General features: G+C 59.8%; 15 protein-coding genes. 11 read left to right on the top strand and 4 right to left on the bottom strand.

Going from position 1 to position 20,824, the window contains the following annotated elements; all coding sequences use genetic code 11:
* Positions 1 to 128 precede the first annotated feature (128 nt).
* The 3 genes from K5E37_RS06580 to K5E37_RS06590 all read left to right on the top strand — a co-directional run bounded on the left by K5E37_RS06580 (position 129) and on the right by K5E37_RS06590 (position 2,877).
* Entirely contained in the window at positions 129 to 911 is a 783-nt protein-coding gene (locus K5E37_RS06580) for a class II aldolase/adducin family protein (protein ID WP_007957227.1), read from the top strand.
* On the top strand, positions 911 to 1,813 hold the full coding sequence (locus tag K5E37_RS06585) for an alpha/beta fold hydrolase (RefSeq protein WP_221533411.1): 903 nt from the start codon (positions 911 to 913) through the stop codon (positions 1,811 to 1,813). The genes K5E37_RS06580 and K5E37_RS06585 overlap by 1 nt, the downstream gene beginning before the upstream one ends.
* Before the next feature lie 152 nt (positions 1,814 to 1,965).
* Positions 1,966 to 2,877 (top strand): SDR family oxidoreductase, encoded by a 912-nt coding sequence (locus K5E37_RS06590; RefSeq protein ID WP_221533412.1) that lies wholly within the window; start codon positions 1,966 to 1,968, stop codon positions 2,875 to 2,877.
* 44 nt (positions 2,878 to 2,921) lie between these two features.
* On the opposite strand, the gene K5E37_RS06595 is transcribed toward K5E37_RS06590, so the two are convergent.
* Both K5E37_RS06595 and K5E37_RS06600 read right to left on the bottom strand, forming a co-directional pair.
* The gene (locus K5E37_RS06595) at positions 2,922 to 3,182 is read right to left on the bottom strand and encodes a hypothetical protein (protein WP_221533413.1); all 261 of its coding nucleotides are present in this window, start codon (positions 3,180 to 3,182) and stop codon (positions 2,922 to 2,924) included.
* Entirely contained in the window at positions 3,179 to 5,290 is a 2,112-nt protein-coding gene (locus tag K5E37_RS06600; protein WP_258712916.1) for an S-type pyocin domain-containing protein, read from the bottom strand. Before K5E37_RS06600 ends, K5E37_RS06595 begins: the two co-directional genes overlap by 4 nt.
* Before the next feature lie 626 nt (positions 5,291 to 5,916).
* On the opposite strand from K5E37_RS06600, the gene K5E37_RS06605 reads away from it, so the two are divergent.
* The 4 genes from K5E37_RS06605 (at position 5,917) to K5E37_RS06620 (ending at position 14,356) form a co-directional block, all read left to right on the top strand.
* A complete protein-coding gene (locus K5E37_RS06605; RefSeq protein WP_085608105.1) occupies positions 5,917 to 7,710 on the top strand; it encodes a DUF1302 domain-containing protein in 1,794 nt (597 codons plus the stop codon).
* Positions 7,711 to 7,733: 23 nt separating this feature from the next.
* Positions 7,734 to 9,101 (top strand): DUF1329 domain-containing protein, encoded by a 1,368-nt coding sequence (locus K5E37_RS06610; RefSeq protein WP_007957243.1) that lies wholly within the window; start codon positions 7,734 to 7,736, stop codon positions 9,099 to 9,101.
* A gap of 139 nt (positions 9,102 to 9,240) precedes the next feature.
* The gene (locus tag K5E37_RS06615; RefSeq protein ID WP_221533414.1) at positions 9,241 to 11,784 is read left to right on the top strand and encodes a LuxR C-terminal-related transcriptional regulator; all 2,544 of its coding nucleotides are present in this window, start codon (positions 9,241 to 9,243) and stop codon (positions 11,782 to 11,784) included.
* A 178-nt stretch (positions 11,785 to 11,962) separates the two neighbouring features.
* On the top strand, positions 11,963 to 14,356 hold the full coding sequence (locus tag K5E37_RS06620; protein WP_221533415.1) for a dermonecrotic toxin domain-containing protein: 2,394 nt from the start codon (positions 11,963 to 11,965) through the stop codon (positions 14,354 to 14,356).
* A gap of 18 nt (positions 14,357 to 14,374) precedes the next feature.
* Here K5E37_RS06620 and K5E37_RS06625 read toward each other — a convergent pair whose 3' ends face one another.
* Positions 14,375 to 15,157, bottom strand: a complete 783-nt coding sequence (locus K5E37_RS06625; RefSeq protein ID WP_007957247.1) for an IclR family transcriptional regulator — start codon at positions 15,155 to 15,157, stop codon at positions 14,375 to 14,377.
* Between the two features lie 163 nt (positions 15,158 to 15,320).
* Between K5E37_RS06625 and hmgA the strand changes: the two genes are divergently transcribed.
* From hmgA to K5E37_RS06645, 4 genes are all read left to right on the top strand, one after another.
* Entirely contained in the window at positions 15,321 to 16,616 is a 1,296-nt protein-coding gene (hmgA, locus tag K5E37_RS06630) for a homogentisate 1,2-dioxygenase (RefSeq protein WP_221533416.1), read from the top strand.
* A 3-nt stretch (positions 16,617 to 16,619) separates the two neighbouring features.
* Positions 16,620 to 17,924 (top strand): fumarylacetoacetase, encoded by a 1,305-nt coding sequence (gene fahA / locus K5E37_RS06635; protein ID WP_221533417.1) that lies wholly within the window; start codon positions 16,620 to 16,622, stop codon positions 17,922 to 17,924.
* A 12-nt stretch (positions 17,925 to 17,936) separates the two neighbouring features.
* Complete coding sequence (gene maiA / locus K5E37_RS06640) at positions 17,937 to 18,575, top strand: maleylacetoacetate isomerase (protein WP_221533418.1); 639 nt, start codon at positions 17,937 to 17,939, stop codon at positions 18,573 to 18,575.
* A gap of 81 nt (positions 18,576 to 18,656) precedes the next feature.
* On the top strand, positions 18,657 to 20,054 hold the full coding sequence (locus K5E37_RS06645; RefSeq protein WP_221533419.1) for an aromatic acid/H+ symport family MFS transporter: 1,398 nt from the start codon (positions 18,657 to 18,659) through the stop codon (positions 20,052 to 20,054).
* Here the strand turns inward: K5E37_RS06645 and K5E37_RS06650 are convergent.
* A complete protein-coding gene (locus tag K5E37_RS06650; RefSeq protein ID WP_085729665.1) occupies positions 19,978 to 20,781 on the bottom strand; it encodes a SirB1 family protein in 804 nt (267 codons plus the stop codon). The two genes, K5E37_RS06645 and K5E37_RS06650, sit on opposite strands and share 77 nt — an antisense overlap.
* Positions 20,782 to 20,824 lie beyond the last annotated feature (43 nt).

A 20,824-nucleotide genomic window follows, 5' to 3' on the forward strand; every position in this document is an offset into this window, starting at 1 on the left:
GATCCAAGCTGTTTGCGTAGCTGACTCGTTCAGTCATCAAGCTGGCTGCCAATGCAACTACGCGACTGTCCGGGGCTGACTAGACTGCTGACACACGCAAAAACAATAAGAACGCAGAGGTGCATACAGTGAGCGTAGCCCCCGTCCCTTCATCCGTGAACGTCAAAGACCAGGTCAGTGCCGCGGAATGGCAGACCCGGGTCGATCTGGCCGCCTGTTATCGTCTGGTCGCGCTGCATGGCTGGGACGATCTGATCTTTACCCACATTTCCGCCAAGGTGCCCGGCACCGAAGATTTCCTGATCAACCCGTTCGGCCTGATGTTCCATGAGATCACCGCCTCGAGTCTGGTGAAGGTCGACCAGGCCGGCAACAAACTCATGGACAGCCCATACGAAATCAATCCCGCCGGCTACACCATCCACAGCGCCGTGCATGAAGTGCGGCACGATGTGGCCTGCGTGCTGCACACCCACACCGCCTCCGGTGTCGCGGTTTCGGCGCAGAAGCAGGGCGTGTTGCCGATCAGTCAGCAATCGCTGTTCGTGCTGTCGAGCCTGGCCTTTCACGCCTATGAAGGTGTGGCGCTCAACCATGAAGAGAAAGCGCGGTTGCAGGCGGATCTCGGTGACAGCAATTTTCTGATGCTGCACAACCACGGTCTGCTGACCTGTGGCGGCACCATCGCCGACACGTTCCTGATGATGTTCACCTTTCAGCGTGCGTGCGACATCCAGGTCATGGCGCAGACTGGCGGTGCCGAACTGATCGCCATCGAACCGCAGATTCTGGCGGGCGCCAAGGCGATGATCGCCGGCGTCACCAAAAGTGCTCAAGGCATGGGTGGCGCGCTGGCCTGGCCGGCGCTGCTGCGCAAACTCGATAAACAAGACCCCGGGTATAAACTCTAATGCCTCTCGCCGAGATCCCTCTGAGTGCCTGGCGCAAACGCAGCCAGACGTTTGTCTTCCGTGGTCAGCCGATCCGCTACTGGACGGCCGGGCAGGGAGAACCGCTGCTGCTGATCCATGGTTTCCCGACGGCCAGTTGGGACTGGCATTACCTGTGGCAGCCGCTGTCCCAGCGCTACCGGGTGATTGCCTGCGACATGCTCGGCTTCGGCGACTCGGCCAAACCCCTGAATCACACCTACAGCCTGCTGGAGCAGGCCGATCTGCAACAGGCCTTGCTGGCGCATCTGCAGGTCGAACAACCGGTGCACGTTCTGGCCCACGACTACGGCGACAGTGTTGCCCAGGAACTGCTGGCCCGGCATTACGAAGACCGGAGCGAGGTCGCCAGTTGCGTGTTCCTCAACGGTGGTCTGTTCCCGGAAACCCATCGGCCGTTGCTGACGCAAAAACTGCTGCTCAGCCCGTTGGGCTGGATGATTGGCCGGGCGTTTACTCGCGATGCGCTGGTGAAAAATTTCCGGCAGATCTTCGGCCCTGACACCCGGCCCAGCGAAAGCGAGATGGATGATTTCTGGAGCCTGATCGAATGCAATCGCGGGCCGCGGGTCATGCACAAGCTGATTCACTACATTCCCGAGCGCCGGGTTCAGCGTGATCGCTGGGTCGCGGCGATGCAGCGCGGCGAGGTGCCGCTGCGGGTGATCGATGGCGAAGTCGATCCGATTTCCGGCGCGCACATGGTCGAGCGTTATCGCGCGCTGATTCCCGACGCTGACACCGTGCTGTTGCCGGGCATCGGACACTACCCGCAAACCGAAGCGCCGGTGCAGGTGCTCAAGCACTACCTCGAGTTTCGCGATCACTTCGTGTTGCCGCCGCGCAAGGTGGCGTGTTCCTGAATTCGTGCCGCAGGCGCCTGGCGCCTCGGCACGTTTTCATCATCCCCCAGCCTTATCGCGCACCATTCAGCCCCAGCCGTGTTCGTTGTGACCGAACGCGTCGTGCCTGACACTCCGGGACACTGTCCCTCAGGCCTGCTGGAGTTGCCCCGATGAATGAGTCTGTGCGTTTCGAAGATAAAGTCGTGATCGTCACCGGAGCCGGTGGTGGCCTGGGACGCGCTCACGCTTTGCTGTTCGCCAAACAGGGCGCCAAAGTGCTGGTCAACGACCTCGGCGGCTCGACCCAGGGCGAAGGCGCCAACGCTTCGGCCGCTGATCGCGTGGTAGCGGAAATCCGTGATGCCGGCGGCATCGCCGAGGCCAACCATGATTCCGTCACCGACGGCGACAAACTGGTGCAGAACGCGCTCGATGTGTTCGGCCACGTCGACGTGGTGGTGAACAACGCCGGGATCCTGCGCGACAAGACCTTCCATAAAATGGAAGACGCCGACTGGGATCTGGTCTACCGCGTCCACGTCGAAGGCGCCTACAAGGTGACCCGTGCCGCATGGCCGCATCTGCGTGAGCAAAACTACGGGCGAGTGATCTTCACCGCATCGACCTCGGGCATCTACGGCAACTTCGGCCAGTCCAACTACGGCATGGCCAAGCTCGGCCTCTACGGCCTGACCCGCACCCTGGCCATTGAAGGTCGCAAGAACAACATCCTGGTCAACGCCATCGCCCCCACCGGCGGCACCCGCATGACCGAAGGCCTGATCCCGCCGCAAGTGTTCGAACAACTCAAACCGGAGCTGGTCAGCCCGCTGGTGGTGTACCTGGCCAGCGAACAATGCCAGGAAACTTCCGGCCTGTTCGAAGTCGGCGGCGGCTGGATGGGCAAGGTACGCTGGGAGCGCAGCCTGGGCGCCGGGTTCGATCCTCGCGTCGGGTTTTCCCCGGAAGACGTCGCGGCGCACTGGCAGCAGATCTGTGATTTCGAAGGTGCGGCGCATCCGAAGGACAACATCGAGGCGCTGAAGGAAATGATGGGGAATCTGCAGAAGTATTCGTTGTAACCTGAAGTGGCCACCAGGTGAGAGCCTGGTGGCCGATTTGCCGATCAGGTGTATCTGTTTTCGATCATGAATTTTGGAGGGGACCAGTTCGGGCCTTTGATCGCCAGGCCGTGCTCTCCGAGAGCAAGTACCCCGGCGGCGAAGAGGCGGGAGTAGGCGTTTTCGAGTGCGCCATACTCTTTGAGGATGTCACGGTTGTAGAGTCTGATCATCCTGTCCAGATGTGGATTTGCTTTGATCAGCGCGAATACCGCAACGATGTCATCCAGAGGCTCGTTTTTTACGATCTGTTCGACGGTGTTCATTTCCACATCTCCTTCAACAACTGCTGGTATGCGCGTTCTGCTTGTTCTGCGTCTGCTGCCAGCGCTTCAGGTGTATAGAGCAGAGAAGCGTCATCCTTCAATTTGAAGTCTTCCAATGTTGCTGTGTGCACATTGTTCCAAACAGGTGAATCTGGATCAGGCCGCTCGGTATCGCCATACCCCAAGGCCCTGAATCTTTCCAGCTCCCTTAACTCGTGAGTATAGAAGCGCTTGTCTGTGTCCGTTATTTCAAGCTCTCCGCTGATGATTTTTTCCAGGCGGTCAAGCATTACCTTATTGGCGGCCGATTCAGGAAATCTGGATATGTGCAGTTTCACGATAGTTGCTCCTTCTGATGTTGCAGTTACAGGTGTCCATGCCAAATCAAGAATTGAGCCGCCGATTTCTTTGGGGTTGAATGCGCGGCCACTGTGCTCGCCATCTTCGACGCCTCCGTCATAAGGACTGCTGAAAACCACATACAGAGGCGGTATCCCCGACTCAATCGGAAAGACCGTGATAAACCCACCCAACTCATACCGATCCAGTTCAGGAAACGGGTCGATCCGCCCCTCTCCAGGAACTACTTCAGCACCGTCGTAAATCGGCAGTTCCGAATCGGCCTGCGGCAAGTCCGTCGAGGGATTCAGCTGATCTACCAATGGCGTCCAGGTCAGCGTGGGGCCGTTGGTGTCGCTGGCAGTGGAAACGTAGGTGTTTGTGCGAGCGTCGAAGTGTGCGGCCCTGACGGGTACATTGGCGGGGACAGTCAGACCGTCCGTGGTGACTACAACGAACTCGATTTTGTCGCCCATCGTCGATGAACCGAGCCTGACCGGCAGATCGACATCTCCTCCAATGGCGGCTGACTGATACAGCTCATCGCTGCTCAAGTCGGGTGCCAGGTCTGACAGTGGAACGCTGGCAGAGTAAAGATCGCCGTTGCCCAGTCTCGAGGGTGCAAGCAAAGCGGCGAACCCGACAATTACCGGCGCAGCCGCTGTGTATATACCCGTCAGCGCCAGGGACACCGCCGTTCGCAGCGATGTTCTGAGTGCCAGCGTAGTTGCCGGGTTGTTGCCAAAGACGCCAAGCGGCCCGCTGAAGGTGGGGCCGAATGCGGCCATTGATCCGGCATTGGCAACGACGGGGGATTGTCCGTTCGGGGCGTTTTTCGCTTGCAGACGTGCCTGCTCGGCAGCCATCTGCTGTGCGATGGCTTCGGCGGCGATTCGCGCCTGCTCGGCGGCAAGCCGTTGCACCTCAGCCAGCGCTGCAAGGCGCGCCTCTTCACGGGCCTGGATTTCCTTTTGCACCTTTTGCTGCCGTGCCGCCTCTGCGAGTGCTCGCTGACGGTGTTGTTCAGCAGCGATTCGGGCTCGTTCGGCTGTTTGCCTGGCCAGCTCCCGGTCGTTGGCTTGGGAGGCGGCAAGCCAGGTGTAATAGTTGGTGTTCTGTCGACTCAGAATGTCGATGGTCTGGGACAGCAGCCTCACTTCATGAGCCGCGCGGTACGAAACGGTCCAAGCTTGTATGGCTATGCCATAGGGCTTGATCTGCGGCTCCATCTGCGAAGCCTTTTGGATAAATTCGGGCAGCGTTTTATTGGCAGGGTCACTGCCGAAGAACTGGTTAGCGATGGCGCTTTGTTGCTGAAGTACTACCGTCTTGCGCGCTATCAATCTGTTGCGAATGTCCAGTTCGCGAATAACCGCTTGCGTGGGAGGTAGATAATGATTGGAGCCCTCCTGCCGAATCGTCGCTAATTCATGTTCAATTGTTTGTGGTAATTGAGTCGTACGGGTTTGATATTCACTCTCCAGAACACTGATATTTGATTGCATGGCGTGTGCGATCATATGAGCGGAGTGGGCGGTCATTTGCATGCCATGCCCATGGCCAAACATCCCGCTGCCGTGAGGAATTCTGGGCGAATGGGATGGCGGCATAATGAATGTGTCGCGTGGTGCAATGCCTCGTATATGGACGGCGTCGTTAATGCCTATTTCCAATCTTCCTGATGGAGGGGTTGCCATATCCATATCCTTTTGAATAAGCAGGTTTGTAATAAGCCGGCAAAAAGTCGTAGCGCCGACAAGCGTTTGCATGGAATCAAGTTACAGCAAGATGTGTTGGCCTGATTCTGATTAGGCTGTAGTTGATGGCGAATTAATCTGTATGAAATTTGAGCGGGTATTAAAAAGAGTGGGTATTTCCCGTTTTAAAATGGAAATATCTGACGAGCTATTCGGAATCTTCCATAAGTGAACGATGTGATCTTTTTCGCAGGCATAAAAAAGGCCGCTGCAAACGCAGCGGCCAAGGTAAGACGTTGGATCAAGGAGCTACAAATCAACGTCAGTGAACACCGGGGCGAGGGATCGAAAAACGCTTCGGTCCATCAGAAATCATTGCCGACGACTCGGTCGCGGACTTCGTGCTTGCTGGCGGTCTGCCGTGAAAGCCCGCTCAGAATAAGGGCTGGCGCCTCAGGGAAAAATAGCGATTCCGGACATGCACTGTTACGGGGCATGTAACAGTGGCGCGCACCGCGGTCGTCATTATCCGTTGCGTTGATAGTGGTGCATCCAGCCTGTTCATGGCGGGCGCAAAGCCTTGTCGCAGGCGGGGATTCATCCTTTCGAGCGACAGCGTGAATACCTCCTTGGTGCGCTTATCGTCCCCGTGTGGCGGCAGTAGGGTGAGGCCTTCTGTCACTCACCGGGGAAGACGCATGACAAAAACAACAATGCGCGCCATCTTCACACCGCACGCGCTCGCCGCTGCGGTGGCCTTGGGTTGCTGTGCCCAGGCGCACGCGGTCGCTTTCAATATCGGGGAAATCGAAGGCACCTTCGATTCGTCGCTGTCGGTCGGTGCGAGCTGGGGCATGCGCGATGCCGACAAGTCGCTGGTGGGTACGGTCAACGGCGGGACGGGCCAGTCTTCCACCGGTGATGACGGGCGTTTGAACTTCAAGAAGGGCGAGACCTTTTCCAAGATCTTCAAGGGCATCCACGACCTCGAACTGAAGTACGGCGACACCGGTGTGTTCGTGCGCGGCAAGTACTGGTACGACTTCGAACTCAAGGACGAAGACCGCGAGTTCAAACAGATCAGTGACAAGGGTCGCAAGGAAGGCGCGAAGTCTTCCGGCGCGCAGATTCTCGATGCGTTCGTCTATCACAACTACTCCATCGCCGATTTGCCGGGCACCGTGCGTGCCGGTAAGCAAGTAGTGAGCTGGGGCGAAAGTACCTTCATCGGTAACTCGATCAACAGCATCAACCCGATCGACGTCTCGGCGTTTCGCCGGCCAGGTGCGGAGATCAAGGAAGGGCTGATTCCGGTGAACATGCTGTTCGCCTCTCAGGGGCTCACCGACCAACTGACGGTCGAGGGCTTCTACCAACTGGAATGGGATCAGACCGTCCTCGACAACTGCGGCACCTTCTTCGGTGTCGACGTGGCGGCGGATGGTTGCAACAACGGCTACACCGTCGGCAGCCCGGCGATCGCTCCGTTGGCGCCGCTGACGGCAGCCTTTGGTCAGCCGATCCAGGTCACCCGCGAAGGCGTGATCGTGCCCCGTGGCGGCGACCGCGATGCGCGGGATTCCGGGCAATGGGGCACGGCGTTGCGCTGGCTCGGCGATGACACCGAGTACGGCCTCTACTTCATGAATTACCACAGCCGCACGCCGACGGTTGGCACCAGCACCGCCGGACTGTCGACCCTCGCGGCGCTGCCGGGCATGGTCGGGATCGCCAACCGGCTGGCGCCCGGCAGCGGTTCGGGGCTGGCGCAAAGCGTGATGCTCGGGCGCGGCCAGTATTACCTCGAATACCCGGAAGACATCCGCCTGTACGGCGCGAGTTTCTCCACCACGCTGCCGACCGGCACCGCCTGGACCGGCGAGATCAGCTACCGGCCCAACGCGCCGGTGCAGGTCAACACCAACGACTTGACCCTGGCCCTGCTCAATCCGATTGCCGGCGGTGCCGCGTCGCCGCTGGTCACCTCGCCGGGTGCTGACAACAAGGGCTACCGGCGCAAGGAAGTGACGCAGATCCAGAGCACGCTGACGCACTTTTTCGATCAGGTCTGGGGCGCTCAGCGTCTGACTCTGGTGGGTGAAGCAGCGGTGGTTCGGGTCGGTGGACTGGAATCGCGCAGCAAACTGCGTTATGGCCGTGACTCGGTCTACGGCCAGTACGGTTTCGGCGGCGACACCGACGGTTTCGTCACCTCCACCTCCTGGGGCTATCGCGCCCGGGCGATCCTCGATTACGCCAACGTGATCGGCGGGATCAACCTCAAGCCCAACCTGTCCTGGTCCCACGACGTCGCCGGTTATGGCCCCAACGGCCTGTTCAACGAAGGCGCCAAGGCCGTCAGCGTCGGGGTCGATGCCGACTACCGCAACACCTATACCGCGAGCCTGAGTTACACCGATTTTTTCGGTGGTGACTACAACACCCTCGAAGACCGTGACTTCGTGGCCCTGAGCTTCGGTGTGAACTTCTGATCTGCCCGAGAAGGATGAATGCAATGCGCAAGATGATTCTGCAATGCGGTGTCCTGGCCCTGAGCCTGCTGGCCGCCAACGTGATCGCGGCGGTGTCGCCGGACGAAGCCAACAAGCTCGGCACCAGCCTGACGCCGCTGGGCGCCGAGAAGGCCGGCAACGCCGACGGCTCGATTCCGGCCTGGACCGGCGGTATCCCGAAAAACGCCGGTGCGGTCGACAGCAAGGGTTTCCTGGCTGACCCGTTCGCCAGCGAAAAACCGCTGTTCACCATCACCGCCGCCAACGTCGACAAGTACAAGGACAAGCTGTCCGACGGCCAGGTGGCGATGTTCAAGCGCTACCCCGAGACCTACAAGATTCCGGTCTACCCGACCCACCGCACCGTGGCCGTGCCGCCGGAAATCTACGAGTCGGCCAAGCGCAGCGCGCTCAACGTCACCACGATCAACGACGGTAACGGTCTGGCCAATTTCACCGGCAATCGCTACTACGCCTTCCCGATTCCCAAGAACGGGGTAGAGGTGTTGTGGAACCACATCACTCGCTATCACGGCGGCAACGTCAAACGCATCATCACTCAGGTGACCCCGCAGACCAACGGCAGTTACACGCCGATCCGCTTCGAAGAAGAGATCGCCGTGCCGCAACTGATGAAGGATCTGGACGCGGACAAAGCCGCCAACGTCCTGACCTTCTTCAAACAGTCGGTGACCGCCCCGGCGCGACTGGCCGGTAACGTGCTGCTGGTGCACGAGACCCTTGATCAGGTGAAGGAGCCGCGTCTGGCGTGGATCTACAACGCCGGCCAGCGCCGGGTCCGTCGTGCACCGCAAGTCGCCTATGACGGGCCGGGCACCGCTGCCGACGGCCTGCGCACCTCGGACAACTTCGACATGTTCTCCGGCGCGCCGGACCGCTACGACTGGAAACTGATCGGCAAGAAGGAAATGTACATTCCGTACAACAGCTACAAACTCGATTCGCCGAGCCTCAAGTACGACGACATCGTCAAGGCCGGACACATTAACCAGGACCTGACTCGCTATGAACTGCACCGGGTCTGGGAAGTGGTCGGCACGGTGAAACCGAACGAGCGGCACATCTACGCCAAGCGCCACATGTACATCGACGAGGACAGCTGGCAAGTGGCGCTGGCCGATCACTACGACGGTCGCGGGCAACTGTGGCGAGTGGCCGAAGGACACGCTCAGTACTACTACGATCACCAGGCCCAGGCCTACACCCTCGAAGCGCTCTACGACATCATCGCCGGCCGCTACATTGCCCTGGGGATGAAGAACGAAGAGAAGCACAGCTTCGAATTCGGCTTCGAAGCCAAGGCCGCCGACTACACCCCGTCGGCTCTGCGCGCCGAGGGCGTACGGTAAGGGTTTCGATACATGGGCAAGGCAAAAGGCGACCGTACGGTCGCCTTTTTTATGGGCGCCAATCAGCGTACTGAATACTCGTCAACAAGCGCCGGGGAGAGGGCTAGGGTGAGCGTACAACGATAAAAAGGCGTACCCGATGACCGCCATGACCCACGCTCCGGATCGAGCGGGTTTTCTCCCGAGACTGTCTTCCCATCACCTTGCGCGTCCGCGTCTTTGCGGGGCTCTGCTGGAGTCAGCGGCGCGGGTCAAACTGGTCTGCGCACCGGCCGGCAGCGGCAAGACCGCGCTGCTCACCGAATGCCTGCTTCAGGCGCCCGTCAATTGCACGCTGTATTGGTTGCCGCTGGCGGGCTCGTCCTTGAGCGTTGGCGAATTTTGCGAACGGCTGGCGCGCACTATGGGACTGACAGGCGCAGACGAGACATCACTGCTGTATGAACTGGCGCGGCGTACTTCGACAACGTGGGTGCTGATCGATGACTACTGCCGATATCCGGAGCCTGCGCTGGATGCCTTTCTCGACCGGATGCTGGCGGTCAGCAGTCCGGCCCTGACGTGGTGGATCGGCACGCGGCGCCGTCCGTCCTGCAACTGGCCCCGCTTGCTGCTCGATGATGCTTTGTACGAATGTGAAGGCGCGGCGTTGGCGCTGACCCGGGACGAAATCGCACAAGCGTTGCGACACTTGCCTCCCGCCCAGGCCGACAGCGTGGCGGGGCGCATCTTCCAGCGCAGCGGCGGCTGGTGCGCCGGGGTGCGGATGCTGTTGATGCAAAAATGCGACTGGTCGCAAAAGACCTTGCCGCAGCAACGCATGGACACCTTGCTGGACTACCTGCAACACGAACTGTTCAGTGGTCTGAGCCCGGAGTTGGCCGAGGCCTGGCGTGTGCTGGCGCATTTGCCGCGGTTCAATGCCGAGCTCTGTGAACACCTGTTTGGTGCCGGAGAGGGCGCCCAGTACTTGCGCACGCTGCAAGTGCTCGGCTGCTTTATCGAGCCCTGGAACGATTCGGCCGACTGGCTGCAGGTTTGCCCGTCACTGTCGCACGTCATTCGCGAAGAGCAGTGGCCATCGGGGCGTTCCTGGCATCGTCGGGCATGCCAGTGGTTCGCTGCCGCGAATGACTGGCGCTCGGCTTTTGAACAGGCTCTCCTGGCCGAAGAACATGAGGCGGCCATCAGTCTGTTGCAGCACTTCAGCTTCGAGCATCTGTTCGAAGAGCAAACGGTGGTGCTGTTGTTACGGCTGCATGAAATCCGCGGCGGTGAGCTGACAATGAGTTCGCCACAGCTGGTCGGACTGATGACGGCGGCGTTGCTGTTTGCCGGTCGCTTTGAACAGGCGGGGCAATGCATTGCGCGTCTTTCGTGTTTCCTGCCGCAATCCTCTGCACAGGGTGAGTGTCAGCTGATTGCACGCTGGCAGGCGTTGAGCGGTTGGCTCGCGCATCTCGAGGGGCGGATGGGGGCTGCCCAAGAGCACTTCTCTCAAGCATTGGAAGTACTGGATGCGGACAGCTGGATCGCTCGGGCAATGTGTTTGTCCGGATTGACCCAGCAAGCACTTTTAAGAGGCGAACTCGACGTTGCGCATGCCTGTAACCGCCAGGCGCTGTGTCTGGCACGCGCGCAAGGTTCGCTGGTGTTCGAGGCACTGCTTGAGCTCGATCATGCGCAATTGCTGGAGCAGCGCGGCACAGCGTCCCGGGCTGAAAGCCTTCTGGCCAATGTCCACGATTTGCTTGGCAAGCAATCGAATCGGCCGACACCGTTGATGGGAAGAATCGCGTTACGCCGAGGGCGGCTGGCTTTGAGTCAGGGGTTGGACGCCCGCGCCGCAGGGTTTTTCCAGGCCGGCCTGGAGGACTGCAAACGCAATCATGACAAGCGCGTGCTGTATGGCTTCATCGGACTGGCGCAATTGGCCGCCAACCAGGCGGATTACGAACAGGCTTTCGTGTGCCTGCGCGATGCCGAGCGGCTGATGCAACTGCGGCAGATTCCGGACACGGTCTATCGCGGTGCCTTGTTGCACGCCAGCAGCCTTTTCTGGCTGCAGCAAGGACGTAACGAACTGGTTTGCGAGGCGATGACCCGCCTGCTGCGACACTATCAGGGAACCGGTGCATTGCAGGCTCCACCTGCGACGCTGGAGCTGATTCCACGTATCGAGTATTTGCTGATCCTGGCCGAGGTTGAATTACACAAGGCTCACTGCCCGATCGCGCGCCTCCAGCAGCTTCTGGAAACCGCCCGGCATTGCAGAATGCTTTCTCTGGAAACCGACCTCCACCTGGCATTGGCCGAGGTCGCGTTCGCGCTGGGTGACGAATTGTTGGCCAGATCTCATTTGCAGGCGGGTTGTGAAATGGCCAGCCTGCATGGACTGCATCAGGCGCTGCATGAACTGAAAATGCGCCGTCCCGAACTGATTGACGGGGTTGCCGAGACACCTTGTGCAGTCAGTTCGAGCGGTGGCGCATTGCTCAGTCAGCGAGAACTGGAAGTTTTGAGACTGATTGCCAAAGGGTATTCCAATCAACAGATTGCAGATCAGCTGTTTATTTCCTTACATACGGTAAAGACTCATGCCAGGCGTATACATGGAAAGTTGGGTGTCGAGCGCAGAACGCAAGCAGTGGCCAGTGCAAAGATACTGGGTCTGGATGTATAGCGGCGTTACAGCGGGAGAATGATTTATTTGTTCGGTTTCTTCTCGGAGATAATTATTAAATATTCAAAATGTGAAGTAACGGGTCGCTTGTTTTAGTCGGGGTTGTTGAGCGTTAGTTTTGTTGCATTGAATAAATGGCGTTGTGTCATTTAGTTTTTGATGCTGCAAGGAACTCGCAATGAACGATTTAAAAGATACCCTCGGCGTTCGTCCGCAATGGCTCGCTGGCACCAGCTCGTACAATCAACAGAAGTATGAATACCTGATGCAGCAAATGGCTGGCCAGGAAGCGGAGCTCAGGCAAATGCTGGGCAAATCGGCATCCTTGAAGACCTATGCATCCGCACGTGTTCAGGAATGGACGAACAGCGCATTGGGTGCTCGAATTGATCCGGAAAGTGTCAGTGTCGTTTCCCGCTTCAGCATTCAAATGGCTGGTCGCACGCTGGTTCAAGAGGATAAGCGTTCGTTACTGGAGCTGGCATTGTTCGGTCTGCATGATCAGAACCACCGGTCTGAAATGAAGTTCGAAGGTCAGATTCCTTCAGGCTTGACTCAAGCACGCGTGGAAAACTGGTTGTCCGGGGTCGATATCCGATCGGATTACTTCGAAGCGCTTCGAAAGTCCTTTGATGATTACGGCGTGCAAATCGCATTGTTGGGAGCCTTGGGAACTCGCATTGCTTTCAGCGCGTTCTCGGCGACTTTGCAGGGACACCTCAATCAGTCGAGCATGCAGATGGTCGAGCGCTTCCTGCAGGGGGACCGCAGCATTTCGGCATCGGCGTTCGTGTTGAAGGGATACCGATATGGTTTCAGGGACCTGACGGCTTTCCAGCAAAAGAGCAATCCCTATGGCGCCTGCGCCTTGTACGCTCCAGGCTCGCCTGGCGGGCGGGACTGGTACGCGTTCCCCAATATTCGCGAGCTCGAGTTTCAGGTGGCCGGCTGGGTCAGGACTGACGAGGGCGTGAGCTATCTGACGTCCCAGGCGCATCCTCAGGAGAGGGGCGCATTGACGAAGTATGCGAAACAGCTTCAGCAACTTCCGAGTGCCTGGAAAGGCGCAAACTTCTACGAATGGCCCGAGGCACCCGAAGGGATTCTTGCAGAGGCGGTTTTCTATCAAGTGTCCTGGGACCTGGCCCAGGAGAGTCTTGTCCAGCCGGTTGGCTATCGAAACTCGTCTGCCGATCTTCGTCAGCGTTACGCTCGATTGAACACTGAGTTGAAGGCCCTCTATACCGTCAACGCTCGCGAAGCCGGCATCGTTCCCTATGAGACTTTTTGCCGTGATCTCATAAAAAATAAAATAGAAGACCTGCTGAAAGCATCCGGGGAAATCGTCGTAGTCAATCCTGATGAGATTATTGTCGAGCTGGAGCAGGGTGAAGAAATTTCGTTGTCGCGGATCATTATCAAAGAGACGCCGTTCACTGTGCGTGAAGTGGAGGGCAAGCTGCCAGGTATTTATCCGCGCTTTCGCGTGAGTGCAGGTCATCCAACGCTGCACAATCTTGATATTCGTCAATTGGCAAGCTGGTCCCGAACATTGCGCCCGGGAGAAAAGTACATTGCCATGTTGCGTTCGGTTTATCTGAACAATAAACATCCAGACTATGAGCTTAAGCGGGAAATACATTTTAGAGCGCAGCAAGCCGAGATGTACCGGGCGGTATTGTCCAGCCAGTTTTCCGGCGAGATGTCCCCAGGGTTGGCTGAACAGTTGAATCGTTTGATCGCAGGGCTGGACAAGGCCTCGGATCCATCGTTTCCTCCTTATGGAGAAACCGTCACCAACGTGCAATACAGTGCGGTGTTCAAACTGCATTTGAAGCGTTGCCTGATTGAAGGCGTCTACGTTTTCAGATTGGTAGAGGGCGGAAAAATCACCGAGATTCTCTACACGCCCAACGCACCCGATGGTATCCATTACCGCCCGATGAATCAGCTCTTTGCGTCGATCAGGGAAAACGCTCTCGGCCAGTATTTCTATGAACGGGTCAAATACATCGAGCAGCCGATCATCGGGACTTTCGTCAATAACATCGAGTTCAAGAACATCTCCGAAAGCCCGCCCGTGCTTGAGATGAACAGCCGTGTGCAGTCGTTGCGGGCGAGTTACAACGCCCGCATAGAACGGATTATTTCCGATGTGGACGCACAAACGACCAGCCTTGGTGAAATCATCGGGAAATTGGTTTATGACACGTCAGTTCTGGCTGCAACGGTGGTCAGCATGGTTATTCCACCGGTGGGGCTGGCGCTTTCGGCGGTGCAGATCACCAGGAATGTTCTCGAGGGTGCCCAGGCTTACAAGTACGGAGATCGGGAAACAGCGTTCAACCATTTCAAGGATGCGTTGCTGGACCTGGCCTCTCTGGTTCCCGGAGGGAAAGAAGCGACCAAGGCTCAGAAGACCCTGATCCAGCTTCTGGGTGACGCCAACACCGTCGTCGGTCTGGTGGCTTCGGCCACTGGCCAGAGTCTCGGCTACGAGCGTTTTCAGGAACTGCTCGAGGAGATCCTGAAAGAAGAGTCGGCCAGCGATAGCCAGACGTTGTTGCTGTAACCGGCTGAAGTCATCTGACTAGCGGGCGTCAAACCCCATCCGCCAGCTCACGGCCCGCGTCGCCGCCAGCAACCGCTGCGCCGCCGGGCCGTTTTCGTCGGCATGAAACAGCGAGGTCGGGCCGACGATGGTCAATACCGCAGCGACCTGCCCGAGAGCGTTGAACACCGGTGCCGACAAGGCATCGACGCCGGGCATCAGCAAGCCGTGAACATGATGCAGACCGCGTTCGCGGATCTGTTCGCACAACGCCGCATAAGCTTTTTCGTCTGCCAGCGGATGGCCGCCGCTGGCGATTTCCTGCTCGCGCAATTCATCGGTTTCCCGATGCGGCAGGAACGCGCCGAAGACCAGGCCGGTGGAGGAACTGAGCAACGGTAATACCGAGCCCAGTTGCGTCACTACCGTCACCGCGCGCACCGCCGGTTCGATGTGCACCACGGTCGCGCCCTGATTGCCCCATACCGCGAGGAAACAGGTTTCGTTGAGTTCGTCGCGCAACTCGGCCAGCGGCAGGGCGGCGACTTTCAGCACGTCCATACTGTTGAGTGCAGCCAGGCCCACGCGCAGCGCTTCACGGCCGAGACCGTAGTGATTGGTGGCGGTGTTCTGTTCGGCAAAACCGCTGGCGATCAAGGCCTGCAGATAACGGTGAACCTTGCTCGCCGGCATCTGCACATGTTCGGCCAGACGCGACAGCGAAGTGGACGGCGACAACTCGGCCAGGGCCTTGAGGATGTCGGTGCCGACTTCGGCGGAGCGGACTTTCTGTTTGCCGTTGCTGTCGCTGGTTTTTTCCATGGTGCTGCCGTGTCCCGGAACGAATGGGCGTCTTTATAGCTTGACGCTGGATAGCGAGCAAATTACGTTATGCGTAATTGAATTACGATAAAAATAACCCCGGCGTGCCAAGACCTCCGACCCAGAGCGTCCGGCCATGCCGACTCCCTGTTCAGGAGGCTCCATGAACCTCGATTCAGCCCTGGCTTACCAGTCCGGTTTCGGCAACGAATTCAGCTCCGAAGCGTTGCTCGGCGCACTGCCCGTCGGCCAGAACTCCCCGCAGAAAGCCCCTTACGGTCTGTACACCGAACTGTTCTCCGGCACCGCGTTCACCATGACCCGCAGTGAAGCGCGGCGTACGTGGATGTACCGGATCCAGCCGTCGGCCAATCACCCGGCATTCGTCAAACTCGAGCGGCAACTGGCGGGCGGCCCGTTGGGTGAAGTCACCCCCAATCGCCTGCGCTGGAACCCGCTGGAGATCCCGGCCGAACCGACCGATTTCATCGACGGTCTGGTGAGCATGGCGGCCAATTCCGCTGCCGAAAAACCGGCCGGCATCAGCATCTATCACTATGGCGCCAACCGTTCGATGGAGCGCGTGTTCTTCAACGCCGACGGCGAGCTGCTGCTGGTGCCGCAACTCGGGCGCCTGCGCATCGCCACCGAACTGGGTGTGCTGGAAGTGGCGCCGCTGGAAATCGCCGTGCTGCCACGGGGTTTGAAATTCCGCGTCGAATTGCTCGATCCGCAGGCTCGCGGCTATGTCGCCGAGAACCATGGCGCGCCGCTGCGCCTGCCGGATCTGGGGCCGATCGGCAGCAACGGTCTGGCCAATCCACGGGATTTCCTGACCCCGGTCGCCGCGTACGAAAACCTGCAACAACCGACCACCCTGGTGCAGAAATTCCTCGGCCAGTTGTGGGGTACCGAGCTCAATCACTCGCCGCTGAACGTGGTCGCCTGGCATGGCAACAACGTGCCGTACAAATATGACCTGCGCCGCTTCAACACCATCGGCACCGTCAGTTTCGATCACCCGGATCCGTCGATCTTCACCGTGCTGACCTCGCCGACCAGCGTCCACGGTCTGGCCAACCTCGACTTCGTGATCTTCCCGCCGCGCTGGATGGTGGCGGAGAACACCTTCCGTCCGCCGTGGTTCCACCGCAACCTGATGAACGAATTCATGGGCCTGATCCAGGGCGAATACGACGCCAAGGCTGAAGGTTTCGTGCCCGGCGGTGCATCCCTGCACAGCTGCATGAGCGCCCACGGCCCGGACGGCGAGACCTGCACCAAAGCCATCAATGCGGACCTGAAACCGGCGAAGATCGACAACACCATGGCCTTCATGTTCGAGACCAGCCAGGTGCTGCGCCCAAGCCGCTTTGCCCTCGACTGCCCGCAACTGCAATCCACTTATGACGCCTGCTGGGCCACGCTGCCCGCCACGTTCGACCCGACCCGGAGATAACCCATGACTCAGAATTCCATCACCCGCAGTTGGGTCGCTTCGGCCAACGGCCACACCGAATTCCCGCTGCAGAACCTGCCGCTGGGTGTGTTCAGCATCGACGGCTCGGCACCGCGCGCGGGCGTGGCGATTGGCGAGCACATCTTCGATCTGCAAGTGGCGCTGGAGGCTGGTCTGTTCGACGGCGTTGCGCGCGGTGCTGTCGAGGCCATGCGCGGCGGTCAGTTGAACGCCTTCTTCGAGCTCGGTCGCGACGCCCGCGTTGCCCTGCGCGAGCGTCTGCTGGAACTGTTCAGCGAAGGCAGCACTCACCGCGGCAACATCGAAGCCCAAGGCGCGAAACTGCTGCCACTGGCCGCCGATTGCCAGCTGCACCTGCCGGCGCGCATCAGCGATTACACCGACTTCTACGTCGGCATCGAGCACGCGCAGAACGTTGGCAAACTGTTCCGTCCGGACAACCCGCTGCTGCCGAACTACAAACACGTACCGATCGGCTACCACGGTCGTGCGTCTACCGTGCGCGCCTCCGGTGCCGACGTGCGCCGTCCGAAAGGTCAGACCTTGCCAGCCGGCGCGACCGAGCCGACCTTCGGCCCGTGCGCGCGCTTGGACTATGAGCTGGAACTGGGGATCTGGATCGGTCAGGGCAACGAGATGGGCGAGTCGATCGCCATTGGTGACGCCGCTGAACACATCGCCGGTTTCTGCCTGCTCAACGACTGGTCGGCCCGTGATATCCAGGCCTGGGAATACCAGCCGCTCGGCCCGTTCCTGTCCAAGAGCTTCATCACCAGTGTTTCGCCATGGGTGGTGACTGCCGAAGCGCTGGCGCCATTCCGCACTGCGCAACCAGCGCGCCCGGAAGGTGATCCGCAGCCATTGCCGTACCTGCTCGACAAGCGCGATCAGGATGGCGGTGGTTTCGACATCGAGCTGGAAGTGCTGCTGCTCACCGAGAAAATGCGCGAACAGAATCTGCCGGCCCATCGCCTGACCCTGAGCAACACCCGCTACATGTACTGGACCGTTGCGCAAATGGTCGCGCACCACAGCGTCAACGGCTGCCAGTTGCAGGCTGGTGACCTGTTCGGTTCGGGCACTTTGTCCGGCCCTGAAAACGGTCAGTTCGGCAGCCTGCTGGAAATCACCGAGGGCGGTAAAAAGCCGATCGAACTGGCGTCCGGTGAAGTGCGCAAATTCCTTGAAGACGGCGACGAAATCATCCTGCGCGCCCGCTGCGCCCGCGAAGGTTTTGCCTCGATCGGCTTCGGCGAATGCCGTGGCACCGTGCTGGCGGCGCGCTGACAGGAGCGGCTCATGGATCTCTATACCTATTACCGCTCCACCTCGTCGTACCGGGTGCGGATCGCGCTGGCCCTCAAGGGCCTCGACTACCAGGCGTTGCCGGTCAATTTGATCGCACCGCCGGGCGGCGAGCATCGGCAACCGGCGTATCTGGCGATCAATCCTCAGGGCCGGGTGCCGGCCTTGCGCACTGATGACGACAAGTTGCTGATTCAGTCGCCGGCGATCATCGAGTACCTGGAGGAACGTTATCCACAGGTGCCGCTGCTGCCCGAAGACCTCGTTGCCCGTGCACAGGTGCGCGGCGTGGCGGCGGTGATCGGCTGCGATGTGCACCCGCTGCATAACGTCAGTGTGCTCAACCGCTTGCGCGGGTTGGGGCATGACGAGCCGCAAGTCAACGAGTGGATCGGTCACTGGATCAGTCAGGGGCTGACGACGGTGGAGCAGTTGATCGGCGACAGCGGCTTCTGTTTCGGCGAGTGGCCGTGCGTGGCGGACGTGTACCTGATTCCGCAGTTGTACGCGGCCGAGCGGTTCAACGTTTCGCTGGAGGCGTTTCCACGGATTCGTCGGGTGGCCGCGTTGGCTGCTGAACATCCGGCGTTCATTGCGGCGCATCCGGCGAATCAGCCGGATACCCCGAAGTAGCATTTGATGGCTCCCGTGCAGCGCACGGGAGCCATTCCGGTTACCCGCAAAAAATCATAAAAACAAAACAGGTACCTTGCGATGCACAACCAGATTGCCAGCTTTCGGGCGGCACTCGACGCCCGTCCTGTGTCCCGCTTTCAGTGGTTGCTCCTGATTCTTCTCGCCTTGCTGCTGGTCACCGACGGCTATGACGCCCAGGTGCTCGGTTACGTGGTGCCGGCGCTGGCGCAGGACTGGGGCCTGGAGAAATCCGCGTTCGGCCCGGTGTTCAGCGCCAACCTGTTGGGTCTGACGCTTGGCTCGCTCGCTGTCACCCCGCTGGCCGACCGCTTCGGCGTTCGACGGATTCTGCTCGCCTGCGTGCTGATCTACGCCAGCCTCACCGTGCTGATGGTGTTCGCCGATTCCCTGAATACCCTGATGATCGCGCGCTTCATCTGCGGCATCGGCATGGGCGGCGCGATGCCCAGCGCCATGGCGTTGATGTCGGAATATTCACCACCGCGCCTGCGCACGTTGATGGTGACGCTGGCGGCCTGCGGCTTCTCGTTCGGCGGTGCGGCGGGTGGTTTTGTCGCGGCGGGTTTCATCGACCGTTTCGGTTGGCAAGCGGTGTTCCTCGCGGGCGGTGTCACGCCGTTGCTGCTGTTCCCGTTTCTCTGGTGGATGCTGCCGGAATCCTTGCCACGACTGCTGCGTGACGCGCCGCCCTATGCACGCCTGCGCAAAGTCACCGCGCGGATGCTGCCGGACTGGCAACCGCCGGCCGCCTCGGTCGAACAGAACGAACGCGAGCAGGGCAGCAAACTGACCGTGGTGGAGTTGTTCCGCAACGGTTACGCACGCCCGACCTTGCTGATCTGGGCGACGTTTTTCGTCAGCCTGATCCTGCTGTATTTCATGATCAGCTGGCTGCCGTCGCTGCTGCTGGAAAGTGGCCTGAAACTCAACGAAGCGAACCTGGTGACGTCGATGTTCCTGTTCGCCGGCACGCTCGGCGCAATCTGCATGGCGTGGTTCGCCGACCGGTTGAAAAGCAAGGTGCGGCTGCTGTCCGGCGTGCTGGCTGGCGCGGCGGTGTGCACGATCCTGCTGGGCCTGAATCACGACAACCCGCGCTATCTGGTGGCCTGTGTGTTTGCGGCGGGCTTCTGCATCATTGGCGGGCAACTGACGCTCAATGCGTTCGCCAGCAATTTCTATCCGGCGCATGTGCGTGCCACCGGCACCGGCTGGGCATTGGGAGTAGGGCGGTTCGGCTCGATTCTCGGGCCGCTGTTCGGCAGCCTGTTGCTGGCGATGCACATTCCGGTGGAGCAGATTTTCTTCTTCTGCGCGATTCCGGCGGTGATTGCGGCGTTGCTGATTATTCAGGTGCGTTCGCCAGCCGCTGCGCTGTTCAGTGGACAACCGCGTTCGGCGGCAGATGCCCCAGCCGTTCCGTCAGGCGAAGTCGCTGAATCGGGTCGTCACTGAGCAATAGCGCGTGCTCAAGATCGAAACGCTCGGCGTTCGGGCAATCGAGGCGCTGGTACAGACTGGCCCGGGCCAGATAGTCGGCGGCGCTGGCATTGCCCAGTTCAAGCACGCGCTCGGCATCGATCAGCGCCGCGATGAAGTCGTCGTGGGTCAGGTGCAGCTGGCGCAGGTTGCGTGACAGGCGCTGAAGCATCTGCACCGGTTCGGCAGTCAGCAGGTGGTCGGCGTTGAGTTTCATCTGGTGGCCGTACTGGCGATGCAGCAGTTCGCGGCAATCGTTCGGATACAGACGCCGCCCGCCGCATGGATCGAGCAGGTGATCGGCCCCGGGAACCTTAAGCAGGAAATGCCCGGGGAAGTTCACGCCCACCAGCGGAATCTCCAGGCCACGGGCCAGTTCCAGAGCGATCAGTGCCAGCGCCAGCGGCTGGCCGCGTTTGGTCTGCATGACCTTGTGCACCATCGCCGCCTGCGGGCGCAGCGGTACGAAATCATCCTGGGCAAACCCCAGATCGGTCATGCGCCGCAGCAACGGTTGCGCCAGCTCGCTGACCGGCAGCAACGGCAAGCCATAGCTGACCCGCTGCTGCAGTTCCTTGAATTCCTGCAACAGCGCTTCGGGATCGGCTTGTTTGTCGTGTTCGGCGGCCATCCACAACGCGGCCTCGAACAGCGCGGGCGGTGAACGGTGCAGACAATCGAAGAAACGTTGGCGCGGACTCATCTAAATCTCCGGGGCATGCCTCGTTTTAGCCCCGTCTTTGCCA

It is taken from the genome of Pseudomonas sp. RIT778 (assembly GCF_019718735.1).
GTDB lineage: Bacteria > Pseudomonadota > Gammaproteobacteria > Pseudomonadales > Pseudomonadaceae > Aquipseudomonas > Aquipseudomonas aphyarum.

Coding starts and splice junctions, on each gene's coding strand:
- K5E37_RS06615 (WP_221533414.1), top strand. CDS start 9,241: ATGACCGCCATGACCCACGCTCCGGATCGAGCGGGTTTTCTCCCGAGA.
- K5E37_RS06595 (WP_221533413.1), bottom strand. CDS start 3,182: ATGAACACCGTCGAACAGATCGTAAAAAACGAGCCTCTGGATGACATC.
- hmgA (WP_221533416.1), top strand. CDS start 15,321: ATGAACCTCGATTCAGCCCTGGCTTACCAGTCCGGTTTCGGCAACGAA.
- K5E37_RS06620 (WP_221533415.1), top strand. CDS start 11,963: ATGAACGATTTAAAAGATACCCTCGGCGTTCGTCCGCAATGGCTCGCT.
- K5E37_RS06610 (WP_007957243.1), top strand. CDS start 7,734: ATGCGCAAGATGATTCTGCAATGCGGTGTCCTGGCCCTGAGCCTGCTG.
- K5E37_RS06585 (WP_221533411.1), top strand. CDS start 911: ATGCCTCTCGCCGAGATCCCTCTGAGTGCCTGGCGCAAACGCAGCCAG.
- maiA (WP_221533418.1), top strand. CDS start 17,937: ATGGATCTCTATACCTATTACCGCTCCACCTCGTCGTACCGGGTGCGG.
- K5E37_RS06650 (WP_085729665.1), bottom strand. CDS start 20,781: ATGAGTCCGCGCCAACGTTTCTTCGATTGTCTGCACCGTTCACCGCCC.
- K5E37_RS06625 (WP_007957247.1), bottom strand. CDS start 15,157: ATGGAAAAAACCAGCGACAGCAACGGCAAACAGAAAGTCCGCTCCGCC.
- K5E37_RS06590 (WP_221533412.1), top strand. CDS start 1,966: ATGAATGAGTCTGTGCGTTTCGAAGATAAAGTCGTGATCGTCACCGGA.
- K5E37_RS06600 (WP_258712916.1), bottom strand. CDS start 5,290: ATGCAAACGCTTGTCGGCGCTACGACTTTTTGCCGGCTTATTACAAAC.
- fahA (WP_221533417.1), top strand. CDS start 16,620: ATGACTCAGAATTCCATCACCCGCAGTTGGGTCGCTTCGGCCAACGGC.
- K5E37_RS06645 (WP_221533419.1), top strand. CDS start 18,657: ATGCACAACCAGATTGCCAGCTTTCGGGCGGCACTCGACGCCCGTCCT.
- K5E37_RS06605 (WP_085608105.1), top strand. CDS start 5,917: ATGACAAAAACAACAATGCGCGCCATCTTCACACCGCACGCGCTCGCC.